Origin of the sequence: Paenibacillus sp. D9 (genome assembly GCF_001188365.1) — a bacterium.
Taxonomy (GTDB): Bacteria; Bacillota; Bacilli; order Paenibacillales; family Paenibacillaceae; genus Paenibacillus_O; species Paenibacillus_O humicus.
The window spans coordinates 771564-794769 of sequence record NZ_JZEJ01000001.1; the positions used below are offsets into that span (position 1 = coordinate 771564).

The window sequence follows — 23206 nt, forward strand, 5'->3', positions numbered from 1 at the left end:
GTTGGCCGTATACATGGAATTCCACCGCATCGTGTCCATTGATGATCCGCAGTTCCCCAAGCTCCACCGCCTGCTGCAGGAGGTGTTTCCGCCGGAAGAGGTGCTCGCCTACGACCTGTGGCGGGAGCCGCTGCTCGACCCGTCCATCCATGTCTGCGTCGCCCTGCATGAGGGCGAGGCGGTCGGCGCCACGGAATACCGCTATTATCCGGACATGCGGGTCGCCATGACGGACTTTACGATCATCGGCCGGCCGGGCCTCGGCATCGGGCGTTTCCTGATGCGCAGCCGCGAGCGGGAGCTGGATCGGCTGGCCAAGGAATCCGCAACGGAGCCGCTCGGCATGTTCGCGGAGATTTACGATCCTTACCGCACCGGGCATGAATTCGGAGGCGTCAGCCCGATGAATCCGATCGTCAGGCGCGAGGTGCTGTCCCATATCGGCTACAAGCGACTGGATCTCGCCTATGTCCATCCTTCCTGGGATTTGGAAGGCGGAGCGGTAAGCGGCCTGGACCTCGGCTTCCTGCCGACGGACGAGCTCCGTGACGAGATTCCGGGAGCTCTGGCCGCTCAGTTTTTGGAAACCTACTATTCGGCAATCGAGCGCAAGCCTCGGGAATGGTACGACATGGTTCAGGGCATCCGAGAACGGGAATTTATCGCCCTGCTTCCGCTCTGATGGCTTCGGCACCGGCCGTGCTGACCTTCCTCGGCACCGGCGATTCGCTTGGAGTGCCGCGGGTTTATTGCAGTTGCTCCGTGTGCGAGGAAGCAAGGAAGACCGGCAGGAACCGGAGGCTGCGCTCCCTCGTGCGGATCGACGGACTGGAAGGCGGCGGCTCTCCGGACGATGTGACGCTGATCGACTGCGGACCCGACTGGGGCAGGCAGATGGAAGCGGCAGGTTTGCGCTCGATCAGGAGAATGCTGATCACGCATGCGCACTTCGACCATATCGGCGGCCTCGTGGAGTGGGCGGATGCATGCAGATGGACGAAGCAGAGGGGCCAGGCACACGCTCCCGCCGAGGTCATCCCCGATATTCGGGCCCGCTTTCCCTGGCTGGACCGATGGATCGATTTCACGCCGATCGAAGAGCCGCTCGTGATCGGCTGCTGGAGCATTCGAAGCTGGCGCGTCCATCATGGATTCAACGGTTATTCGTACGCCTATCGGTTCGACCATGGCGAGACCGGATACGCCTGGGTCTACTGCTCGGATTCCATCGGCCTTGACGAAATGCAGAAGGCGCCGCTGCGCGGCGCCGATCTCATCGTGCTCGGGACGAGCTTTTACCGCGAGCCCTATCCTTACGCCGGGCGCTCCGTATACGACGTCACGGAAGCTCTGGAGCTGCGGGAGGAGCTGCAGCCGGGCGAAATGCTGCTGACGCATATGTCGCATGATATCGATCTGCGCCGTGAGTACGGCCTGCCGGACAACGTGAAGTTCGCCGAGGCGGGAATGCGCCGTATTCTCGATTAATTGAACTCGACAAACAAGCAGCCCCCGAAGATGCGGCATCGCATCCGTCGGGGGCTGCTTGTTTGGTCTACGGGCTGTCTAGCCGGCTCCGCGTTCTTCCGGGCGGCCCTGGGAATGGCGGAACAGCTGCTCGTAATAGCCGCGCTGCCGGACCAGCTCCTCGTGGCTGCCCTGCTCGGCGATGATGCCGCTGCGCATGACGATGATGCGGTCCGCATCCATGACAGTCGAAATGCGATGGGCGATGACGAGTGTCGTCCTTCCCGCCGCAACGGCGTCCAGCGCCCGCTGGACGAGCTGCTCGGTGCTGGAGTCGAGATTCGCCGTCGCCTCGTCCAGCACGAGAATGGCAGGCTGATAGAGCACGATGCGGGCAAAGCTGAGCAGCTGCCGCTCTCCGGTGGACAGTCCGCTGCCTTTTTCGCTCAGCATCGTGTCATAACCGTCCGGCAGACGGCGGATCAAAGCGTCGGCCCCGACGAACCGGCAAGCCTCCATCGCTTGCTCCCGGCTGAAGCGGGTGTCGAACAGGCGGATGTTGTCGATGATCGAGCCCGAGAACAGGTACGGCTCCTGCTGGACCAGCCCGACCGTCCGGCTGAGCGTGGCGAGAGGGAGCTCGCGCACGTCGATGCCGTCGATCCGCACCGAACCCTTCCGCACGTCGTAGAACCGGCACAGAAGGCTGATCAGCGAGCTTTTGCCGGCTCCTGTCGTGCCGACGATGCCGATTCTCTCTCCGGGACGGATGCTCAGGCTCAGCGCCTTGATGACCGGCTCCCCGTCCCCATAGCCGAACGTCACGTTGCGGAAATCGATGGCGCCGCTGACCTTCGGACTGCCGCCCCCGTTCAAGACCGGGAAGGAGGCTTTTCCTTCATCCGGAAGATCGGGCTTGGTGCTAAGCAGACCCCAGATCCGGTCCATCGATACGGAGGCGGATTGCAGCGTATTCCATTGCTGGGTAATCGCATTGATGGGCTGGAAAAACTGCCGGATATACGTGATGAACGCATACAGGATGCCGAATTCCAGGCTTTCGCCCAGGACGGCGCGGCCTCCGAGCCAGGCGATGAAGGCGACCGACAGGTTGCCCAGCAGGTCGAAGGAGCGGTTGAACAGCACGTTCGTGCGGATTTCCCTCAGATTGGCCTCGAAGTACGTTTCGTTCTTTTCGGCGAACTGGCGCTCCTGCTCCTTCTCCTGATGGAAAGCCTGCACCAGATTCATGCCGGAGAGGTTCTCGGCCGTGAAGGCGATCAGGCGCGACAGCCGGCTGCGCGACAGCTGGTACGTCTTGCGCATGTAGCTGCGGAAGGAGAACGCGATGATGCCGATGACGGGAAGCAGCACCATGCTGTAGGAAGCGAGCACGGGATCGAGCTGGAACATGAGCACGATGATGAGCAGCAGCGTCATCCCGTCGCGCATGAGGCTCATCAGCACCTGGGTGAAAAATTGGCTGACCGTCTCCGTGTCGCTGGATACATGCGTCACGAGGCTGCCGCTCGACGTCCGGTCGAAGAAAGACGGGGACAGCCGGGATATATGGCGGAACAAGTCCTTGCGGAGGCTTGCCACGATGCCTTGGCCGGTGCGCTGAATCAGGTTGTTCTGTAGATAGGAGAACAGCAGCGCGAGAATGGACAGAAGAAGATACAGGACGCCGATGAGCAGCAGCGGCCGAAATTCCGTCCTGCCTTTCATGAGGTGGTCGTCGATGACGATCTTGACGAGATAAGGCTGGAGCAGGTCGGCGAATACCGCGATCAGCGTGCAGAAGAATACGCCTGCGAACGCTTTGCGATACGGCTTGGCATAGATCATGATGCCTTTTCGGGCTTCCTTGGAGCGGGCCGGGTTTTGCTGCTGCTTCGCTGCTTCGGCATGCTCAGCCGATTTGGCCATGTGAAGTCCCTCCTTGCTGCAGGGCGAACAGCTCCGCATAGATGCCTTTCTCCGCCAGCAGGCTTTCATGCGTTCCTTGCTGGACGATCCGGCCTTCGTCCATGACGAAGATGACATCGGCATGCTTGAGCGCGCTGATGCGATGCGCGATGATCAGCGTGGTCTTGTTTTGGCGGAGCTGCTGGATATTGCGGATGATGGCCGTTTCAGTGACGGCATCGACAGCGCTGACGCTGTCGTCGAGAATGAGAATGGGAGCGTCCTTGATGAGCCCTCTGGCCAGGCTCGTGCGCTGCCTCTGTCCGCCGGAAAGCGTGACGCCTCGCTCGCCGAGGCGGGTCTGGAAGCCCTCGCTGAACTGCTGGATGCTCTCGTAGATGCCGGCTTGGCGGGAGGCGTCCTCGACCTCCCTCTGCTCGGCATTGCGCCTGGAGAAGGCGATGTTGTCGCGCATCGTCGTGCTGAACAGGAAGCCGTCCTGCGGGACATAGGCGATATTCTCGCGCAGGCTGCCGAGGCCGAGCTCCCGGATATCGGTTTCGCCGATCCGGATCGTTCGCGGGGGTGCTTCGTAGATCCGCAGCAGCAGCTTGGCGATCGTCGTTTTGCCGCTGCCGGTCCGGCCGATGATTCCCGCAGTCATGCCCGGCTTAACAGAGAGCTGGATATCATGGAGCGCCTCCATGGGCGAGCCGGGGTAGTTGAAGCTGAGGCCGCGCAGCTCGATTCCGGATCCGGAGAGCGGGACGGACTGCTCCGCATCGCTGATATCCGGGATGATGGACAGAAGCTCCTGCAGCCGCTCAAGGCTGGCGCGGGACCGCTGCATCGTGTTGATGACGTTGCCGATCTGCTGCAGAGGATTGATCATCAGCCGAACATAAAGCGTCAAGGAGACGAACATTCCGATCGTAATGGCTCCGCTCAGAGCCTGATAGCCGCCGTAAGCGATCGTGACGACCAGCGACAGGGCGCCGAGAAACGGAAGCAACGCCTGGAAAAAGGAAGACATCCGCACCAGTCCGAGCTGGCTTTCCCTGATCCGGTCGACGGTGCCGCCGAATCTCTCCGCCATGACGTCCTCGGCGGCGAATTTCTGGGTGACGCGCATGCCGCCGAACTGCTCCTCGGCCGATTCGGTCATGCGCGCGAGGGCGTTCTGCACGATGCGGGAGCGCTTGCGGATCCGCGGTCCGAAGTAGACGACCAGGAACGGAATCAGCAGCAGGGGGGACACGCAAGGAACGATGAGTCCCCAAGGAAGTCCCGAAGCGGCCATCATGACGAAGGCCGACAGGAGCAGGATGACGGCGTTGGCCGTCTGATTGAGGCATACCGAGATGGCTTCCCGGACGGAGGTGACGTCGTTCATGACGTAGCTCAGCATTTGGCCGACGCCGTGCTTGGCGTAGTAGGACTCGCTCAGCCGGGTGAAGTGGCGGAACAGACGCTTGCGCATCAGCCGCTCGAAGCCTCTGCCGAGCCTCATGATGAGGTATTGTCCGAGGCCGGCCATGGAGCCGTAGCAGACGGCGATGGCGACGAGCATGAGCGCGTACATTCGGATGTCGGGCATCGCGATATCATCGTTTTTGAGACGGTCGATGAACTCTCCGAGAATGTGCGGGTAGTAGGACTGGATGATGTTTCCGGCGGCGATAAGCAGCAGCGAGGCGGTGTAGAGCCAGCCTCTTGAAGCCAGGTAAGGGGTCAGCAGCCTTAATTTCATCTCGTACCTCCTGCGATGCAGCGTTGGTTCCATTATAAGGCGGCTCCGAATATAATTCACTACTAAACAAAAAGGGGTTTTCGGGAGACGGCATTCGGGCGGCGGAAGCTCTTGACGAAAATCGATTTTGTTTGTATGCTCGTGGGAGCTATACGATTCCAGCCGACTTTCATCCAAAGGGGAGCTATTGATGATTACAGGTGTTCTTAACTCTTAAATTTTATATGGCGCTTCTCGAAGTCATTACCCTTATGAATGGATTCATTCACTAGGTTTTTCGGGTGCGCTTATGAAGAGTTGAGAACATGTGGATACTCACCCTGAGCGATGGTCTGCGGACAATCGTCTTACCGGTATTCCGTGCTCCTTCGAGCACGGTTTTTTTCGTTTCCCATGCACCTGCCGCCGCAAGCTGTTCACCGAGGCTTGCGGCAGCCGGTCATTGGAGGCGTACTGGGGAAAGACGGCAGCAGGTACCTAGCCCGACAGGAGTGGAGCGCTTCCGCGTTCCCTCCTGTTTTTTTGTGTCCTTGAACGCCTTCTAGCGGCTGGGTCGATATGGACATGAGCATTTTCGGGGAGGAAATCAAGTTGAATCAAGCATCCATGGCAAGACTGGAATACGACGCCATCCATGAGCAGCTGTGCGGCTTCACCGTATCGGAGCCCGGCCTCAGGCTGGCTCAGAAGCATCGTCCAAGCCCGGTAGGGAGACAGGCGGCGCAGTGGCTCCGCGAGACGGCCGAAGCGGAGTCGCTGCTGGCGTCGGGAGCGAGCGTACCGCTGTCCGCGATGGAAGGCATCGGTCCGTTCCTTGCGCTGCTCGGCAAGGGCAGAATCTACGACGAGCGCGAGCTGTCGGGCTTGTCGGCATGGCTCGGCTCCGTGGCGCAGATGAAGCGCTACATGGAGGCCAAGAGAGATGCCGCGCCGCTTCTGTCCGGCTACGCCTCTTCCATGCGCGATTGTCCGGAGCTGCGGGCCGAGCTGGATCGCTGCATCCGGGGAGGATGGCTGCATGACCATGCTTCGCCCGAGCTGTCCCGGATCAGGCGCGCTTACGGAGTGGCGGAGGACCGAATACGGAGGAAGCTCGACGCTTCGCTGGCCAAATATCGAAATGCCCTTCAGGAAGCCGTCATCAGCCAGCGCAGCGGCAGGTTCGTCCTCGCGGTCCGGCGCGAGCACCGCAAGCTGGTGCCTGGAACCGTATGGGATGAATCCGCCAGCGGCCAGACGCTGTTCGTAGAGCCGGCCGACATTGCCGATCTGCAGGCGGAGCTGTCTTCATGGAAATCGGCGGAGGAGCAGGAGCGGCTGCGCATCCTGGCCGGGCTGTCGGAGCTGGCGGAGGAGCATGGGCCGCAGCTCGGCATCAACCTGGAGACGATGGCGATGTTCGATTTCATTCTCGCGAGAGGCAAGCTGGCGATCTCGTACAGCGGGACGGAGCCCGCGCTTGAAGCCGAACCCGCTCTCAGGATCGTGTCCGGGCGCCATCCGCTGCTCGGGAACAAAGCTGTTCCTATCGATGCCGAGCTCGGCCTGGAATGGGATCAGCTGTACATTACCGGTCCCAACACGGGAGGCAAGACGCTGGCGCTCAAGACGATCGGCCTGTTCGTGCTCATGGCCCAGGCAGGCTTGTTTCTGCCGGCGGCCGAAGGGACGTCGATCGGCATGTTCGACGATGTGCTGGCCGATGTAGGAGACGGGCAGAGCATCGAGCAGTCGCTCAGCACCTTTTCCGCCCATCTGGCCGTTCTGCGGGAAGTGCTGGCCACGGCTGGAAGGAGGACGCTCGTCCTGCTCGATGAGCTCGCCGCAGGGACGGATCCGGGTGAAGGGATCGCGCTTTCCATCGCCGTGCTGGAGGAGCTGGGACGGCGAGGCTCGAAGCTTGCCGTGACGACTCATTTCAATGAAATCAAAGCGTATGCCGCGCGCACCGGACGCTGCATGAACGCCCGCATGGCCTTCGATCCGGAATCTCTGCAGCCGCTGTACCGGCTGGAGCCGGGAGAAGCGGGGGACAGCTACGCGCTGGCGATCGCGAGGCGATACGGACTGCCCAAGTCCATCCTCGACCGTGCGGAGCAGCTGAGGCCGCATCGGTCTCCGGAGTTTCAGCGGCAGGAAGGAGCTTCGGAAGCTCCTTCGATGAAGCCTCTCGATAGGAGGCAAAGCGATCCGGAACGGACTGGAGCAAGGGAGCGAAGCAAGGCGGAGCCCGCTTCGGCGGGAAATGCCAAAAAAGCGGAGGGGAAGGAGAAGGTGCATTTCCGCGTCGGAGACTGCGTTTGGATCTACCCGCTCCGGAGAACGGGCATCGTCTTCCGTGAAGCGGATGAGCGGGGAGAGGTCGGGGTTCAGGTCCAAAAGGAAAAGAGAAGCTTCAACCGCAAGCGGCTGTCCTTGTATATCGAGAAAGAGCAGCTCTATCCGGGAACGGAGTACGATCTCGACATCGTGTTCGATTCGAAGGAAAACCGCAAGGCCAGGAAGCTGATGTCCCGCAAGCATGTCGATGGGCTGAGCATCGAGACGCCGGGCGACGGCGGCAAGGAATGACCGGTGTCAAGCCGGAGGCAAGCGGCAAGCGGCCGAAGGCGAACGGCGAACAGCAGACCGCGAACGGCCAAAGTCGGCAAACGGGATCTCAGCCGATGCTCTCGATGACGAGAAGCCAGCCTTCCGCCGACGATACGGTGCCGGATTCGGCGGCCAAAGCATTGCTGATGCCGAGCGACTGGCCGATCTCCAGGCTTGCGTCGGTCAGCGGATATTGAAATCCGGCAAGGTTGATGCCGGCTACGCGCATGCTGAGCGGCAGCAGCGAGATATGCTCGAAGCGGCTGCGGCCCAATGCCATCGATGAGCCCGGCGGCAGCACGCGGATCCGGTTCGCAGCGTCCTCGATGGCTGCGGGAATGCCCTGTTCCGCGGACAACCGCAGCAAGTGCACATTGGCGAGCGTGTGGTCAAGGCGGCTTCCCGTCGCGCCCAGCAGGAGAATCGACGACGGCTTCAGGTCAAGGCCACGTCGGAAGGCAAGCTCGGTATCCGTGTAGTTTTTGTCGACGGGATCGAAGGAAGCCGACTCGAGGCTTTCGGCGCGGATATCCTTCTGCTCCTCCGGGCTTACGGAGTCGAAGTCGCCGAGCGACAGATGAGGCTTGATGCCATGGCGCACGAGAAACAGCGCTCCGGCGTCGGCTCCGATGATGCGGTCGCCTTCTTGGATCAAATCCAGAATCCAGCTGCCGAGACTGCCTCCGGATACGATGACGACCCGGCCATTGAAGGTTGACGGTTCCAAGGTTTTCCATCCTTTCGGGATTGAATCTGCCGACATTATAGCTTGTCCGGAGACGATGCCGCAATGACGGTTGCGTCCTGCATCCCTCGCGGCTATTATAGGTAGGATGATGGAGACTTAAGGGGCGTTAGAACTTGTACACCGATATTTTTGCCGTATTCAGCATTATCGGCACGATTGCGTTCGCGGTCAGCGGAGCGATCGTCGCCATGGAGGAAGAGTATGACATTCTGGGCGTCTTCGTGCTCGGACTTGTGACCGCATTCGGAGGCGGCGTCATCCGCAACCTGCTCATCGGGGTTCCGGTCACGACGTTATGGACCCAGGGCCTTCTCATCAAGGTTGCGCTGGCGGCGATGACGATCGCCTTCCTGCTGCCGGTCGGCTGGATCCAGCATTGGCGCAGGATGGAGGCGCTGTTCGATGCCATCGGCCTGTCGGCGTTCGCGATACAGGGCGCCTTGTACGCCACGGGCATGAAGCATCCGCTCAGCGCGGTCATGGTCGCCGCCACGCTTACCGGCATTGGAGGCGGAATCATCCGCGATCTGCTCGCCGGGCGCAAGCCGCTCGTGCTGCGCGACGAGATCTACGCGGTATGGGCCATTCTCGCCGGCGCCGCGATCGGCCTCGGATGGCCGGGAAGCACGGTCGGGCTGATCGTCCTGTTCGTGCTGATCATCGTCATGCGCATGTTCTCGGTCATATTCAAGTGGAGGCTGCCGAGAAGGTCGCTGCGTCCCGCCTCGGGAGACATGAGAAAGGGAGGGCTGTTCTGATGGCGGACAACAAGAAGACGAAGGTTCTGTTCGTATGCCTCGGCAACATCTGCCGTTCCCCGATGGCCGAGGCGGTTCTCCGGCACAAGGCGGAGGAACAGGGGCTTGGCGGAATCGTCGAAGCCGGCAGCTGCGGAACCGGAGACTGGCATCTCGGCCATTCGCCTCATGAGGGCACGCGCCGGATGCTGGACGCGGCCGGAATCTCCTGCCAGGGAATGATTTCGACGCTCGTCAGCCGGCAGGCTCTGGAGCAGGCCGACTATATCGTCTGCATGGACGAGAAGAACGAGCAGGATGTGAGGGAGCTGCTGCGGGAGTGGTCCATCGAACCGGACGGCGAGCTGCTTCGTTTCATGGAGCTGCTTCCGGGGCAGGAGCGTGCCGGGGTGCCGGATCCATATTATACCGGCGATTTCGAGGAGACGTTCCGCCTCGTGAACGTCGGCTGCGACCGGCTGCTGAGCTTAATCAAGAACGATCAGGCCAGACTTGCCGGCCATGCGCGCGTATAGAAGTGGGCGGCAGCACGCCAAAGGCGAATAAAAAAAAGGGAAGCGGCTTTCCGGCCGTTTCCCTTTTTTTTGCGCCATGACAGCTGATCAGTCCATGAAATGCTTGAGGCCGTCGGGAATTTCCCGCTGCCAGAAGCCCCATTGATGCTTGCCGTCTTTTTCCGTATACAGGATCCCGGCGCCCTTGGCCTCGAGCAGCTCCCGCATCTCGCGGTTCAGCGTGACGAAGTCGTAGATGCCCGTATCGGTCTGGTAGTCGGTTTCCTGCAAGCCGACATACTGGTACAGCTGCAGCCAGCCAAGCTCCTGCTCCAGCGCCGCCAGCTGCTGCGAGGCCTCATAAAATGCGCCGGACAGCGAGAGGACGCGGCTCCAAATATCCGGATACCGGAGCGCGAGATGAAGGGACACCGTGCCGCCGAGCGAATCGCCGACGAGCAGCCGCTCCGAGCGCTCGCGCCGGACCGGATAGCGCTCCTCGACGAAGGGAAGCATCTCTTCCGCGAAAAAGCGGACGTAGGCTTCGTGCAGGCTGCCGTCCGGGGAATATTCGGCCGTGCGCTTCTTTTTGTCCACGTCGACTCCGACAATGATGAAGGGCTCGATCTCGCCGTCGATGATCAGCTTGTTGGCGAGCGTCGCGATCCGTCCGAAGTTGAACAGGTCTTCGCCGTCCTGGCCGTACACGACCGGGTAGCTCAGCACTTCGTTGTAGCCGGGGGGAAGGTAGATCCTCAGATCGCGGGAGCCCGTATCCAGGAAGGCGCTCGGCACCGTTTCCTTCACGATGGTCCGTTTCAAGTATTTGTCGTCGGTCATGCTTATGTCCTCCTTGGGCTGCATGGGGAAGCGGAGCTTAGGGTAAACAATAAGGAGATGTCCCGCGCCCCGCCGTTCCGGCCTGCAGCTGTTTTTCATTTTTCTGAAATGGAGATCTCGCGGCTGGAAATCCCATCCCGTCGCAGCCGGCTCTCGCCGTTCCTTGGCATCCAGAACGTCCGCCGCTTATGAAAACGCTTGTTGTACTATCCTGTACTACTGAAATTGCAAGGCTGTTACACATACAATTCATGCACATATTTCTTGAAAATCATGAAAAATCGCCGCTTTCACGCAATTTTTTTTGACCGTTTCAAGGTAACAGGTTTATAATAATTCTATAACAGAGCAGATCAAGATTCAAATAACAAATCGAGGTGAACCTCCCTGATGAGCAAGCTCATGAACAAGCATTCTTACGAAGTCCACAGTGATAACGTAGAGCCGCTTACGATTCTTTCGCCGGAGGGCGAAGTCGTGAATCCGGATCTCATGCCGGAGCTCAGCGACGAACAATTGAAGGAACTGATGTACCGCATGGTCTTCACGCGCACTTGGGATGAGCGCGCCGTTAATCTCGGCCGTCAAGGCCGTCTCGGCTTCTACGCGCCGGTATCCGGCCAGGAAGCTTCCATGATCGGAAGCGAATACGCACTGAACAAGGAAGACTTCATCTGCCCGGCTTACCGCGACATGCCTCAGATCGTCTGGCACGGCCTTCCGCTGTACCAAGCGTTCCTGTACTCCCGCGGCCATCAGCATGGCGGCCAGATTCCCGAAGGCGTCAACGTCCTGATGCCGCAAATCATCATCGGCGCTCAGATCCTCCATGCGACCGGCGTTGCGATGGCATTCAAGAAGCGCGGCGAGAAGCGCGTTGCGATTACGTACACCGGCGACGGCGGCTCGTCCGAGGGCGATTTCTACGAAGGCCTGAACTTCGCGGGCGCCTATAAGCTGCCTGCGATCTATGTCGTGCAAAACAACGGCTACGCGATTACGACTCCTTATTCCAAGCAGACGGCTGCCCAGTCGATCGCCCACAAGGCTCTCGCTGCCGGCATCAAAGGCGTGCAGGTTGACGGCATGGACGTATTGGCTGTCGTCAAAGCGGTATCCGAAGCTGCCGAGCGCGGACGCAACGGCGAAGGCGCGACGCTGATCGAGCTGCTGACGTACCGTTTCCGTCCCCATTCCCTCTCCGACGATACGACCAAGTACCGTACGAAGGACGAGGAAAGCGAATGGACCCAAAAGGATCCGATCATCCGCTTCGGCAAATATCTGGACAAAAAAGGCCTCTGGACAGAGGAAGATACGGCTCGCGTGAAAGAAGAAGCCAAAGCAGCCGTGAACGATGCGATCAAAAAAGCCGAGGCGACCGAGAAAATGACGGTCGGCGGCCTGATCGACTCGATGTTCGAGAACACGCCTGCGCATCTTGAAGAGCAAAAAGCCGATTTCTAAGCGGCCAAGCGGCCGATCCACCGAAGGAGGAACCTGTTAACATGGCTCAAATGAATATGCTTGAAGCAATCCGCGACGCTCTGCGGACCGAGCTTAAGCGTGACGATAATGTAATGCTGTTCGGGGAGGACGTCGGCCATACCGGCGGCGTCTTCCGCGTGACGGAAGGACTGCAGAAGGAATTCGGCGAGGAGCGCGTATTCGATACGCCGCTCGCGGAATCCGCTCTGGCCGGCATGGCGGTAGGCCTCGGCGTCCAAGGCTTCCGCCCCGTCGCTGAAATTCAGTTCGTCGGCTTCATCTATGAAGCATTGGATCAAATGTTCGTTCAAGCGGCCCGCATGCGCTACCGTTCCGGCGGCCGCTACAACTCGCCGATCGTATTCCGCACCCCGTTCGGCGGCGGCGTGAAGGCAGCCGAGCTGCATACGGATTCCCTGGAAGGCCTTGCGATGCAGACTCCCGGCATCAAGGTCGTCATTCCTTCCAATCCATACGACGCCAAGGGCCTCATGATCTCCGCCATCCGCGACAACGATCCGGTCTTCTTCATGGAGCACTTGAACCTGTACCGCGCCTTCCGCGCCGAAGTGCCGGAAGAAGAGTACACGATTCCGCTCGGCAAGGCCAACGTCGTCCGCGAGGGCAGCGACGTGACGATCGTTACGTACGGCATGATGGTCCACACCTCTGTGAAAGCAGCCGAGGAGCTGGAGAAGGAAGGCGTCAAGGTCGAAGTCATCGACCTGCGCACGCTGATGCCGCTTGACATCGATACAATCGTGGAATCCATCAAGAAGACGAACCGCGTCATCATCGTGCAGGAAGCGCAAAAAACTTCCGGCGCTGCTGCCGAGGTCATCGCTCAGATCAACGAGAAGGCCATTCTCCATCTGGAAGCTCCTGTCCTGCGCGTAGCCGGACCGGATACGGTGTACCCGTATGCGCAGATCGAGGATCAATGGCTTCCGACGCCTGCGCGCATCATCGCCGGCGTGAAGAAAGTCCTCGACTTCTAATCCATCCGGCCGGACTGCCGGCTGGTTCCGATGGCGAGGAGCGGGCAGGCCCGTCTCTGCAGGGGCTTGTCCCAGCTCCGCGGCCCATCACCAAGCTCTAGACGCAAAAGGAGGTACATCCGTGGCAAAATTCGAATACCGGTTCCCGGAGCTCGGCGAAGGTCTGCATGAAGGCGAAATCATGACCATGCATATCAAGCCGGGCGACAAAGTAACCGACGATGACATCATTATGGAAGTGCAGAACGACAAAGCCGTCGTGGAAGTGCCTTGTCCGGTCAACGGCACCGTGCTTGAAGTATTCGCGAAGGACGGTCAGGTATGCCATGTAGGCGAAGTGGTCGCGATCATCGATGCCGAAGGCGATCTTCCGGAAGGCGCGGCTCCTGCCGAGGACAGCGCGAAGGAAGTAGCGAAGGACGAAGCGGCCAATGTCGCTCCAGGCGCAGCCAAAGCCGATGCCGAAGTGACGGCGAAGGACGCGGCTCCCGCCGCGCAGCCGGCCAAGGCCCAAGGCGCAGCCAAGGGCAGCGTGCTTGCCACTCCTAGCGTACGCAAGCTTGCCCGCGAAAAAGGCGTGGACATCACGGCCGTCCAAGGCACGGGCAAAAACGGCAAGGTGACCCGCGAGGATGTCGAGCAGTTCGCTGCAGGCGGCGGCAAATCGACTCCGGCGGCAGCTCCCGACAACGCGGCTGTTGCTGCCAAAGGCGCTGGAGAAGCGAAAGCCGCTCCGGTGGCATCCCAAGGCGGAGACCGTCCGGAAGAGCGCTTGCCGTTCAAGGGCATCCGCAAAATCATCGCCGGCGCGATGGCGAAGTCCGCTTATACGGCTCCGCATGTCACGCTGATGGATGAAGTCGACGTGACCGCTCTGGTCGAGCTTCGCCAAAAAGCGAAGCCCGTCGCCGAGAAAAAAGGCGTCAAGCTCACTTACCTGCCGTTCATCGTGAAAGCACTCGTAGCGGCTTGCCGCGAGTTCCCGATCATGAACGCGATGCTGGATGAGGAGTCCCAGGAAATCGTGCTCCGCAAATATTACAACATCGGCATTGCGACGGATACCGACAACGGCCTCATCGTACCGGTCATCGAGCATGCCGACCGCAAAAACGTCTGGACGATCGCCGATTCCATCCGCGACCTGGCTATCCGCGGCCGCGACGGCAAGCTTACCGGCGCCGAGCTCAAAGGCAGCACGATCACGATCACGAACATCGGCTCCGCCGGCGGCATGTTCTTCACGCCGATCATCAACTTCCCTGAAGTCGCGATCCTTGGCGTAGGCCGCATTTCCGACAAGCCTGTCATCAAGAACGGCCAAATCGTTCCTGCTTCCGTCATGGCTCTGTCCCTCAGCTTCGACCACCGCATCATCGACGGTGCGACGGCTCAGAATTTCCTTAACTACATTAAACAGCTTCTGGGCGACCCTCAGCTGCTCGTTATGGAGGTATAACTCATGGTAGTAGGAGATCCATCTCTCGATATCGATACACTGGTAATTGGTGCCGGCCCAGGCGGATATGTAGCGGCGATCCGCGCCGCTCAGCTCGGCCAGAGCGTGCTCTGCGTAGATAAGGAATATGTAGGCGGCGTCTGCTTGAACGTCGGCTGCATTCCTTCCAAGGCTCTGATCTCGGCTTCCCATCAATTCGACACGGTAAGCCATTCCGAAGCGATCGGCATTACGGCCGCCGACGTGAAGGTCGACTGGTCCAAGATTCAGGAGTTCCGCGGCAGCGTCGTCAAGAAGCTGACCGGCGGCGTAGCCAGCCTGCTGAAAGCGAACAAAGTCCAGTACTTTGCCGGCGAAGTCATGTTCATCAACGAAAACGAAGCCCGCGTCTTCAACGATCAGGAAGCGCCGCGCTACCGGTTCAAGAACTGCATCATCGCGACGGGCTCCCGTCCGATCGAGCTGAAGGCATTCCCGTTCGGCGGACGCATCGTGTCCTCCACGGGCGCTCTGACGCTGCCTGAGATTCCGAAGAGCCTCGTCGTCATCGGCGGCGGCTACATCGGCATCGAGCTGAGCCAAATGTACAGCAAGTTCGGCACGAAGGTGACGATTCTCGAAGGATCCGATTCCATCCTGCCCGGCTTCGACAAAGACATGTCCCAGCTCGTGGCGAAAAAGCTCAAAGCCAAAAAAGCCGACATCATCACCGGCGCGATGGCGAAAAGCTCCGAGCAGACCGACAAGGACGTCACCGTTACGTACACGGTCGGCGACAAGGAAGAGAAAATCACGGCCGACTACCTGCTCGTAACGGTCGGACGCCGTCCGAACACGGACGGAGAGCTTGGCCTTGATCTCATCAACATCAAGATGACGGACCGCGGCCTTATCGAAGTCAACGACGAAGGACGCACGAACATTCCGCATATCTTCGCTATCGGCGATATCGTTGCCGGTCCTGCGCTTGCCCACAAAGCGATGTATGAAGGCCGCGTCGCGGCTGAAGTCATCGGCGGACAGCCGAGCAAAGTCGACTACAAGTGCATGCCTGCGGTATGCTTCTCCGATCCGGAATGCGCAAGCGTCGGCCTGACCGAGAAGGAAGCCAAGGACAAAGGCTACAACGTCCAAGTCGGCAAATTCCCGTTCGCGGCGAATGGACGCGCGCTTTCCCTGAACGCTGGAGAAGGCTTCGTCAAAATCGTCGCCGACAAAGACAGCGGCCTCGTGCTCGGCGCCCACATCGCGGGCATCGAAGCTTCCAACATGATTTCCGAGCTCGGCCTGGCCATCGAGATGGGCGCTACGCTTGAAGATATCGCCCTCACGATCCATGCCCACCCGACGCTCGGCGAAATCGTGCTGGATGCGGCGGAAGTGGCTCTCGGCCACCCGATCCACGTTTTCGTCAAGTAATACATCCGCTGCCGATTTCTGGCGGCATGCAGCAACAGCCGGCCCCGCGTGCCGGCTGTTTTTTGTTTGGTCTGGGGAGCAGGCAGGAGGGGCGACGCGCCGGGGGGTCGTAAAAGCGGCTGCAACGCATCGATGCGCTTGGAGCGTTATAGCTGCTTACGAGGTTTTTCTTATTTGGTTATTCCTTCCTGCCCAAAATCCTTTATTGCCCCTAATCGTTACCGCGCCAAAGGATTATAGGCCGATTCGATCGTTTTCTTGCGACATTTCCTTGCATAATGGAGACAAAACTCGCCTGCTGATGGTAGAATAGGAAAAAGGTTTTCAAAGCGGGTTATAGACAGATTGGGACAAAGGGGAAGGTTGCATGAAAAATTACTTGGAGCTTTTGCAGGATATTCTTGACAACGGCACGGAGCGTTCCGACCGGACGGGCACGGGAACGATTGCCGTCTTCGGCAGGCAGCTCCGCTTTGATTTGTCGAAGGGATTTCCTTTGGTCACGACCAAGCGGGTGCATGTGAAGTCCATTATCCATGAGCTTCTGTGGTTTTTGAGCGGAGACACCAATATTCGTTATCTGCAGGAGAACGGGGTGCGGATCTGGAACGAATGGGCGGACGAGAACGGCGATCTCGGGCCTGTGTACGGCTCCCAGTGGCGGGCGTGGGAAGGGAAGGACGGCAACGTCCACGATCAGATCCGGAGAGTCGTGGATTCCATCCGCACCAATCCCGATTCGCGGCGCCATATGGTGAGCGCCTGGAATGTGGCAGAGGTCGACAATATGAAGCTGCCGCCATGCCATTTCGTCTTTCAGTTCCAGGTGGCTGCCGGCAAGCTGAACTGCATGTTCACGATGCGTTCCTCGGATACGTTCCTCGGTCTTCCGTTCAACATCGCCCAGTATGCGATGCTGACCCATATGATTGCGCAGCAATGCGATCTGGAGCCTGGAGAGCTGATCTATTCCGGCGGAGACGTCCACATCTACAGCAATCACCTGGAGCAGGTGAAGCTGCAGCTGACGAGGGAGCCGTATCCGCTGCCGCAGCTGGTGCTGAAGAGGCGTCCGGAATCCATCTTCGAATACCGCTACGAGGATTTCGAGATCGTAGGCTATCAGCATCATCCTACAATCAAGGCGGAGGTCGCCATATGATTACGATGATCGCCTGCATGGACCGCGACCGCCTTATCGGGCGCGGCAACGACCTTCCATGGAAGCTTCCCGAAGACATGAGCTACTTCAAGGAGCGGACGATGGGCAAGACGGTGCTGATGGGACGCAAAACGTTCGAGTCGTTCGGCAGCCGGCCGCTCAAGAACAGGCGCAACGTGATCCTGACCCGGGACGCCGGCTTCACGCCGGAAGGAGCCGAGACGGTGCATTCCCTCGATGAGGCTCTGCAGCTGGAGCCGGCGGGGGAGGAGCTGATGGTGATCGGCGGCGAGCAGATCTACGAGCTGCTGCTGCCTCATGCCGATTGCCTGCTGCTAACGGAGATCGACGCTTCATTCGGAGGCGGGGACGCCTTCTTTCCATCCTTCCGCGAGGAAGAATGGAGACTTGCGGATTCCTATCCCGGCAAGGGCGACGAGAAGCTGGGAGTCGCCTACCGCTTCAACCGTTATGAACGGGTGAAGGATTAGTCTTTATTGCTGTCATGCGACAAAGTGCAAATGATTGTACGCTTACTCCATTATGATCAACCGGTCAACAATGCTACGATGAGGTACAAAGTATGCGCCGGAATGCAACTTTATACTTTTTCCGGCAGCGGCATTCGGGGCTGCGTCCTTTAGAGCCGACAGACAGATGACGTAACGATAGGGACCTTACGGATGGAGGAATGGGCAAGATGTCGACACCTACTGGTTTTATGGAATACAAGCGCGAGCTGCCTGCGGACCGCAGCCCGCTCGAGAGGGTCAAGGATTGGGAAGAATTCCACAAGCATCTGCCGGATGAACAGCTGCGCACGCAGGGAGCCCGCTGCATGGATTGCGGCACTCCGTACTGCCACACCGGCATGGAGATTGCCGGCGGAGCTTCCGGCTGCCCTGTCAACAACCTGATTCCGGAATGGAACAATCTGATCTATCGCGGCCTATGGCGCGAAGCGCTGGAGCGCCTCCACAAAACGAACAACTTCCCGGAATTCACCGGACGCGTATGTCCGGCGCCTTGCGAGGGCTCCTGTACGGTCGGCCTGATCGGCGATTCCGTTACGATCAAGACGATCGAGCAGGCGATTATCGACCGCGGCTTCGATGAAGGCTGGGTCGTCCCGCAGCCTCCGAAGATGCGCACGAGCAAGCGCGTTGCGGTCATCGGCTCCGGACCTGCAGGCATGGCCTGCGCCGCCCAGCTCAACAAAGCCGGCCACACGGTGACGGTCTACGAGCGCGCGGACCGAATCGGCGGCCTGCTCACGTACGGCATTCCGACGATGAAGCTCGACAAGGGCATCGTGCAGCGCCGCGTCGATCTGATGGAAGCCGAAGGCGTCAGCTTCGTGACGAACACGGAGATCGGCAAGGATATCGGAGCGGAGGAGCTTCTGGAAGGCTTTGACGCCATCGTCCTTTGCGGCGGCGCCACCAAGGCGCGCGGAGTAGACATCGAAGGCTCCACCCTCGGGGGCATCTACCCCGCAATGGACTACCTCAACGGAACGATCAAGAGCTACCTGGATTCCGGGCTGGAAGACGGCAACTACATCTCGGCCAAGGACAAGGATGTCATCGTCATCGGAGGCGGCGACACCGGCACCGACTGCGTGGCCACCGCCCTGCGTCATGGCTGCAAGTCCGTCACCCAGTTCGGCACGCATGCCAAGGCTCCGCTTCAGCGCGACAGCATCAACAACCCGTGGCCGCAGTTCCCGAACGTTTATACGCTCGATTACGCCCATGAGGAAGCCAAGGCTGTATACGGCGAAGATCCCCGCGCCTTCTCCGTCCTGACGAAGAAGTTCGTCGGCGACGAGAACGGCCAGCTCAAGGAACTTCATACGGTTCAGATCGAGCGGACGGTCGACGAGACCGGCCGCAAGATCTATAAGGAAATTCCCGGCACCGAAAAAGTATGGCCGGCCGATCTCGTCTTCGTCGCCGTAGGCTTCGAAGGTCCGGAATCCACGCTTGTAGATGCGTTCTCCGTCGAGCAGGACCGCCGCACGAACGTCAAAGCCCGCAAAGGCGACTACCGCACAAGCGTGGACAAGGTATTCGCCGCAGGCGACATGCGCCGCGGACAAAGCCTCGTCGTCTGGGCCATCAACGAAGGCCGCGAAGCCGCCCGTGAAGTGGACCGTTATTTGATGGGAACGACGATGCTGCCTTAAATGCTTCTGCATGGCTTGAAAAAGCGCCTCTCCGGCGCTTTTTCTTTTTCCATTTCGGAAGGAACGAAGACAGGAAAGCCAGCGGCAGTTGGAATGGGGCCCAGGAGGAGAGCAGGAGGAAAGTCCTGAGCAGAGCCATAATGTGGAGCCGCCTTTCCATTGGGACCTATGATACAATATTCGTATTGTCCATAAGTCTATATACCTAAAGGAGAGGCTGCCCGTGAACGCAACCGAAGGCGCATCTGTCTTGACGCCGGCGGATATTCACCATATCAGAACCTTTATTGATGTGAAATACTTTGACAAACCTCAAAGTGAACGTTCTGAAATTCTATCCGACGCCATTTGCCGAATCATCTTTCAACAGCTCCCTGATTTCGCCGAAACCATCAAAAAAGAGCTGACGGCAAGATTGATTCGTACCCATATCATCTCCAAAAAAGGCATCGTCAACAGCGACGATATTTTTGCCGCCTGCCTGAGCCTCAACTTCCGCGATCAGCGCATCGCCCGTCCTCTGATGAACTGGGTGGAAAAAAAGCTGGACGTGTCGCTCGAGCATTCCGAATTCGAGCGCATTCTCAGGCGCGTCAAGCCGTTCGCGGCCTCACGCGACGAAGCGCTGCTGGCGGCCGTGGCGGATCATCTCAACTTGCCGGAGACCGTCTCCGATCTCTCCGCTAAAAGAGAATCCTCCATGCTGGGAAGCAGCAGCACCCGGGTTCTGATGATGGCGGTATTGTCCGTCATGCTTCTTGGAGGTACACTTGTATATGGCTGGTCGCTGTTCCATCATCATGCCGCCGAGATTCCCGTCGCGGCTGCTGCGGAGGCGGCCGTCCCGGCTCCCAAGGCGCAGCCCGTCGCCAAGAAGCCGCAATCCGCGCCTGCGGCGCCGCTAACCAAAAACGAGCTTCCACAGTCGCTTCAATATGCCGATATTGAAGTGGAGCGCCTGAGGGCTTATTTGGAGAGCCGCTCGTCGATGCTAGCCAAGCCCCGTTACATGAACGCCATTATCGCGGCAGCCAAGCAGTACAACGTGCATCCGCTGCTTCTGTTCGCCATTACCGGCCAAGAACAGAGCTTCGTGCCCGACGATCACAAGCGCGCGGCCAAGATGGCCAACAATCCGTTCAATGTTCATTACAGCTGGCAGGATTTCAACACCAGCATCGAGGAGTCTTCGCGGATCGCAGCCAAGACCGTCGTCAATCTGAGCAAGAACAGGCCGCCGAATGCCGACCCGTTGACATGGATCAACCGCAAATACGCGGAAGATCCCAAATGGTCCCGCGGCGTCCGCCAGATTTTCGCGATGCTTCAGGAAAAGGTTGCCGCTTGACGGCATTGTTGGCCAAGGACCACCCGGAATAGAAGGAGGCGGTTCCTTGAAGACATTGATTATCGCAGAAAAGCCGGATATGGGCCGCAATATCGCGTCCGCGATCGAGCCCAGGGCGACGAACCACCGCACGCATCTCGAAGGCGAGCGTTATATCATCACCTGGGCGATCGGGCATCTGGTCAGCCTCGCGGAACCGGATGATTACGATCCCCGGTACAAAAAATGGCAGGCGCAGGATCTTCCCATCATCCCGGATACATTCAAGCTGTCTCCCAATCCCCGCACCCGCGATCAGCTCAAGGTCATCGGCGAGCTCGCCCGCCAATGCGGACGGCTCGTCAATGCATGCGATGCGGGGCGGGAGGGCCAGCTTATTTTCCATTTGATCCGACGGTATTTGAAGCTTCATCAGCCCGTAGACCGTCTGTGGATATCCGATTTGACGCCGGAGACGATCCGCAGGGGATTCGAGCAGCTTGGCAGCGACGAGAAGTACGCGCCGCTTACGAAGGCGGCTCAGGCCCGCAGCGAGGCCGACTGGCTGATCGGGATGAACGCCTCGCGCGCCTTCACAATCCGCCATAAGTCGCTGCTGTCGGTAGGACGGGTTCAGACTCCGGTGCTGGCGCTCCTGTACGACCGCCATCGGGAGATCGAGGCGTTCAAGCCGGAAACGTATTACAGGATCAAGGCTTCTTTTGATCAAAAAAGCTCCAAGTACAACGGCATCTGGCAAGGCGACAAGCTGACGGACGGAGCCAAGGCGGAAGCGATCGCAGCCAAGGTCAAAGGGAAAAAAGGAGCCATCGTCCGTTACGACAAGGCCGAGAGCAAGGAGTTTCCTTACCGTCTGCATGATCTTACGCTGCTGCAGCGCGAAGCCAACGGGCGATACGGCTTTCCCGCCAAAAAGACGCTTGACGTGGCGCAAGCCCTCTACGAGAAGCATAAGGTCATCACGTATCCGAGAACGAATTCGAATTATGTGACGGAGGAAACGGTTCCCGTCATGGGCAAGGCGCTCGACATGCTGCGGGGAACCGAGTATGCGGAGCTTGCCGCCGGGGCGGACAGGTCCCGGGTACATAAAGGCAACAAAGCCGTCTGCAATCCGGCCAAGGTGGAGGATCACCATGCCATTTTGCCGACACCCAAAAAACCAGGCGCGCTGAGTCCGGACGAAAAAAAGATCTATGATCTTATCGTTCGCCGGTTTCTCTCCCATTATTATGGACCGGCCTTGTATCTCAACCATACGGTGCTGACCGAGGTGGAAGGAGAAACGTTCCGCACCCGCATCAAGCAGCTGCTTGATCCCGGATGGAAGGTTACCCAGGGAGCTGCGGAGACGGAGGACAAGCCCAAGCGCGGCAAGGGAAAGGCCAAGCCGGACGAGGACGGAGACGATGAAGAGCAGGAGCTTACCGATGCTTCCTTCCATGTCGACGAATCGCAGCCGGTGTTGTGCAAGCAGGCCAAAGCCGAAGAGAAGTCGACACAGCCGCCCAAGTCCTATACGGAAGGAACGCTGCTGAAAGCGATGGAAAGCGCCGGCAGAGCCATGGAAGACGAAGAGCTGCGCGAGACGATGAAGGACAGCGGCTTGGGAACGCCTGCCACGCGCGCGGCAACGATCGAGCGGCTGAAGACGGTAGGTTATATCCGTGCCAGCGGCAAAAAGCTGGAGATTGAAGCGAAAGGCTGCGCAGCCATCGAGCTGATCCGGGGAGCCGGGGTAGAGCTTCTGGCTTCGCCGGTCATGACCGGTCAGTGGGAGCGCCGGCTGAGCCAGATCGCCCGGGATGAGGCATCCGACGAAAAGTTCATGGAGCAGGTCAAACAGTTCGCCCGGATGATCGTCCAGAAGGTAGCGGAGCAGACGCCTGCGCCTGCCGGGACGTTCGCTGAGCCGGAGCGTGGCAAGCCGGCCGCCAAGGGCGGCGGCTCGCGGCGTGGCAAAGCGGCTGCTCGGAGCGGAGCTTCCCGCGCTTCCCGCTTCGGAGCAGGAGCGGGCCGCACAGCCGCCGGGGCTTCCCGCTCCGGGACAGGCTCAAGCCCTTCGGCAGCTTCAAGTGCTGGACGCAGCGGGAAGCCGGAGAATGCCAGCTCCGCCCGATCGTCCGCTGCGGCATCGGCTTCGAATCTGCCGCAGAGTGAACGTGCGCGTGCAGCTTCAATAGCGGCAGCCTCTCCATCATCAGGAGCAGGAAGAGCCTCCTCATCCAGCCAAGCAAACCAATCCGGACAAGCCTCCTCGCCAGGGCGGACAACTTCCGCCGGTCTGAAGCCGCTGGGAACTTGCCCGAGCTGCGGCGGCAGCATCGTCGAAGGCAAGCGGGGCTACGGCTGCTCCCGGTTCCGTGACGGCTGCAAGTTCGTCCTCTGGAAGGAGCAGCATGGCCGGACGCTGACGCCGGCCATGCTGCAATCGCTCCTCGCCAAGGGGAGCACGGCAGCAGCCGCCTTCCCGCGTGCGGAGGGCAGCGCCAAAGGCCGTCTGCGGCTCAAGGATGCCCGGACAGGCGATACCGTCGTGGAATGGACATGACGGACAATTAATGCCATCAAACAAAAAACCTCATCC

General features: G+C 59.6%; 18 protein-coding genes. 14 read left to right on the plus strand and 4 right to left on the minus strand.

The genetic code is table 11. The annotated features are described in order from the left end of the window. Positions 1-13: 13 nt before the first annotated feature. Entirely contained in the window at positions 14-682 is a 669-nt protein-coding gene (locus VE23_RS03610) for a GNAT family acetyltransferase (protein ID WP_049867310.1), read from the plus strand. Beyond that, positions 682-1488, plus strand: a complete 807-nt coding sequence (locus tag VE23_RS03615) for an MBL fold metallo-hydrolase (protein WP_048745877.1) — start codon at positions 682-684, stop codon at positions 1486-1488. The genes VE23_RS03610 and VE23_RS03615 overlap by 1 nt, the downstream gene beginning before the upstream one ends. Positions 1489-1566: 78 nt before the next feature. On the opposite strand, the gene VE23_RS03620 is transcribed toward VE23_RS03615, so the two are convergent. Both VE23_RS03620 and VE23_RS03625 read right to left on the minus strand, forming a co-directional pair. After that, positions 1567-3396, minus strand: coding sequence for an ABC transporter ATP-binding protein (locus VE23_RS03620; protein ID WP_049867311.1), 1830 nt, complete (start codon positions 3394-3396; stop codon positions 1567-1569). Continuing rightward, entirely contained in the window at positions 3380-5125 is a 1746-nt protein-coding gene (locus VE23_RS03625) for an ABC transporter ATP-binding protein (protein WP_048745876.1), read from the minus strand. The genes VE23_RS03620 and VE23_RS03625 overlap by 17 nt, the downstream gene beginning before the upstream one ends. 591 nt (positions 5126-5716) lie before the next feature. On the opposite strand from VE23_RS03625, the gene VE23_RS03630 reads away from it, so the two are divergent. Further along, complete coding sequence (locus tag VE23_RS03630) at positions 5717-7696, plus strand: endonuclease MutS2 (protein ID WP_049869622.1); 1980 nt, start codon at positions 5717-5719, stop codon at positions 7694-7696. A gap of 88 nt (positions 7697-7784) precedes the next feature. Here VE23_RS03630 and VE23_RS03635 read toward each other — a convergent pair whose 3' ends face one another. After that, a complete protein-coding gene (locus VE23_RS03635; RefSeq protein WP_232316789.1) occupies positions 7785-8444 on the minus strand; it encodes a thiamine diphosphokinase in 660 nt (219 codons plus the stop codon). Between the two features lie 134 nt (positions 8445-8578). Here VE23_RS03635 and VE23_RS03640 point away from each other — a divergent pair, with 134 nt between their 5' ends. Both VE23_RS03640 and VE23_RS03645 read left to right on the plus strand, forming a co-directional pair. After that, positions 8579-9223 (plus strand): trimeric intracellular cation channel family protein, encoded by a 645-nt coding sequence (locus tag VE23_RS03640; RefSeq protein ID WP_048745872.1) that lies wholly within the window; start codon positions 8579-8581, stop codon positions 9221-9223. Beyond that, complete coding sequence (locus VE23_RS03645) at positions 9223-9738, plus strand: low molecular weight protein-tyrosine-phosphatase (protein ID WP_049867313.1); 516 nt, start codon at positions 9223-9225, stop codon at positions 9736-9738. Before VE23_RS03640 ends, VE23_RS03645 begins: the two co-directional genes overlap by 1 nt. Before the next feature lie 87 nt (positions 9739-9825). On the opposite strand, the gene VE23_RS03650 is transcribed toward VE23_RS03645, so the two are convergent. Next, positions 9826-10557: an alpha/beta hydrolase gene (locus VE23_RS03650; protein ID WP_048745869.1), complete on the minus strand. Its 732-nt coding sequence runs from the start codon at positions 10555-10557 to the stop codon at positions 9826-9828. A gap of 402 nt (positions 10558-10959) precedes the next feature. On the opposite strand from VE23_RS03650, the gene pdhA reads away from it, so the two are divergent. The 9 genes from pdhA (at position 10960) to VE23_RS03695 (ending at position 23170) form a co-directional block, all read left to right on the plus strand. Next, positions 10960-12024 carry a pyruvate dehydrogenase (acetyl-transferring) E1 component subunit alpha gene (gene pdhA, locus VE23_RS03655; RefSeq protein WP_048745914.1) on the plus strand — a complete coding sequence of 355 codons (1065 nt, stop codon included), beginning with the start codon at positions 10960-10962 and terminating at the stop codon, positions 12022-12024. A gap of 41 nt (positions 12025-12065) precedes the next feature. Then, on the plus strand, positions 12066-13043 hold the full coding sequence (locus VE23_RS03660) for an alpha-ketoacid dehydrogenase subunit beta (RefSeq protein ID WP_021877477.1): 978 nt from the start codon (positions 12066-12068) through the stop codon (positions 13041-13043). 121 nt (positions 13044-13164) lie between these two features. Beyond that, positions 13165-14502, plus strand: a complete 1338-nt coding sequence (locus VE23_RS03665; protein ID WP_049867314.1) for a dihydrolipoamide acetyltransferase family protein — start codon at positions 13165-13167, stop codon at positions 14500-14502. Positions 14503-14505: 3 nt separating this feature from the next. Next, the gene (gene lpdA / locus VE23_RS03670; protein ID WP_021877479.1) at positions 14506-15921 is read left to right on the plus strand and encodes a dihydrolipoyl dehydrogenase; all 1416 of its coding nucleotides are present in this window, start codon (positions 14506-14508) and stop codon (positions 15919-15921) included. 367 nt (positions 15922-16288) lie between these two features. Further along, on the plus strand, positions 16289-17083 hold the full coding sequence (gene thyA, locus VE23_RS03675; protein ID WP_049867315.1) for a thymidylate synthase: 795 nt from the start codon (positions 16289-16291) through the stop codon (positions 17081-17083). After that, positions 17080-17574 carry a dihydrofolate reductase gene (locus VE23_RS03680; RefSeq protein ID WP_021877481.1) on the plus strand — a complete coding sequence of 165 codons (495 nt, stop codon included), beginning with the start codon at positions 17080-17082 and terminating at the stop codon, positions 17572-17574. The genes thyA and VE23_RS03680 overlap by 4 nt, the downstream gene beginning before the upstream one ends. 209 nt (positions 17575-17783) lie before the next feature. After that, positions 17784-19271, plus strand: a complete 1488-nt coding sequence (locus tag VE23_RS03685) for a glutamate synthase subunit beta (protein WP_049869623.1) — start codon at positions 17784-17786, stop codon at positions 19269-19271. A gap of 223 nt (positions 19272-19494) precedes the next feature. Then, positions 19495-20619 carry a glucosaminidase domain-containing protein gene (locus VE23_RS03690; RefSeq protein WP_049867316.1) on the plus strand — a complete coding sequence of 375 codons (1125 nt, stop codon included), beginning with the start codon at positions 19495-19497 and terminating at the stop codon, positions 20617-20619. A 46-nt stretch (positions 20620-20665) separates the two neighbouring features. Then, the gene (locus VE23_RS03695) at positions 20666-23170 is read left to right on the plus strand and encodes a DNA topoisomerase 3 (RefSeq protein WP_049867317.1); all 2505 of its coding nucleotides are present in this window, start codon (positions 20666-20668) and stop codon (positions 23168-23170) included. Positions 23171-23206: the final 36 nt, after the last annotated feature.

Bases quoted from the DNA above. Each gene is read 5' to 3' on its own strand.
- VE23_RS03610 (WP_049867310.1), top strand. From the start codon at position 14: ATGGAATTCCACCGCATCGTGTCCATTGATGATCCGCAGTTCCCCAAG.
- VE23_RS03615 (WP_048745877.1), top strand. From the start codon at position 682: ATGGCTTCGGCACCGGCCGTGCTGACCTTCCTCGGCACCGGCGATTCG.
- VE23_RS03620 (WP_049867311.1), bottom strand. From the start codon at position 3,396: ATGGCCAAATCGGCTGAGCATGCCGAAGCAGCGAAGCAGCAGCAAAAC.
- VE23_RS03625 (WP_048745876.1), bottom strand. From the start codon at position 5,125: ATGAAATTAAGGCTGCTGACCCCTTACCTGGCTTCAAGAGGCTGGCTC.
- VE23_RS03645 (WP_049867313.1), top strand. From the start codon at position 9,223: ATGGCGGACAACAAGAAGACGAAGGTTCTGTTCGTATGCCTCGGCAAC.
- VE23_RS03650 (WP_048745869.1), bottom strand. From the start codon at position 10,557: ATGACCGACGACAAATACTTGAAACGGACCATCGTGAAGGAAACGGTG.
- pdhA (WP_048745914.1), top strand. From the start codon at position 10,960: ATGAACAAGCATTCTTACGAAGTCCACAGTGATAACGTAGAGCCGCTT.
- VE23_RS03660 (WP_021877477.1), top strand. From the start codon at position 12,066: ATGGCTCAAATGAATATGCTTGAAGCAATCCGCGACGCTCTGCGGACC.
- lpdA (WP_021877479.1), top strand. From the start codon at position 14,506: ATGGTAGTAGGAGATCCATCTCTCGATATCGATACACTGGTAATTGGT.
- thyA (WP_049867315.1), top strand. From the start codon at position 16,289: ATGAAAAATTACTTGGAGCTTTTGCAGGATATTCTTGACAACGGCACG.
- VE23_RS03680 (WP_021877481.1), top strand. From the start codon at position 17,080: ATGATTACGATGATCGCCTGCATGGACCGCGACCGCCTTATCGGGCGC.
- VE23_RS03685 (WP_049869623.1), top strand. From the start codon at position 17,784: ATGTCGACACCTACTGGTTTTATGGAATACAAGCGCGAGCTGCCTGCG.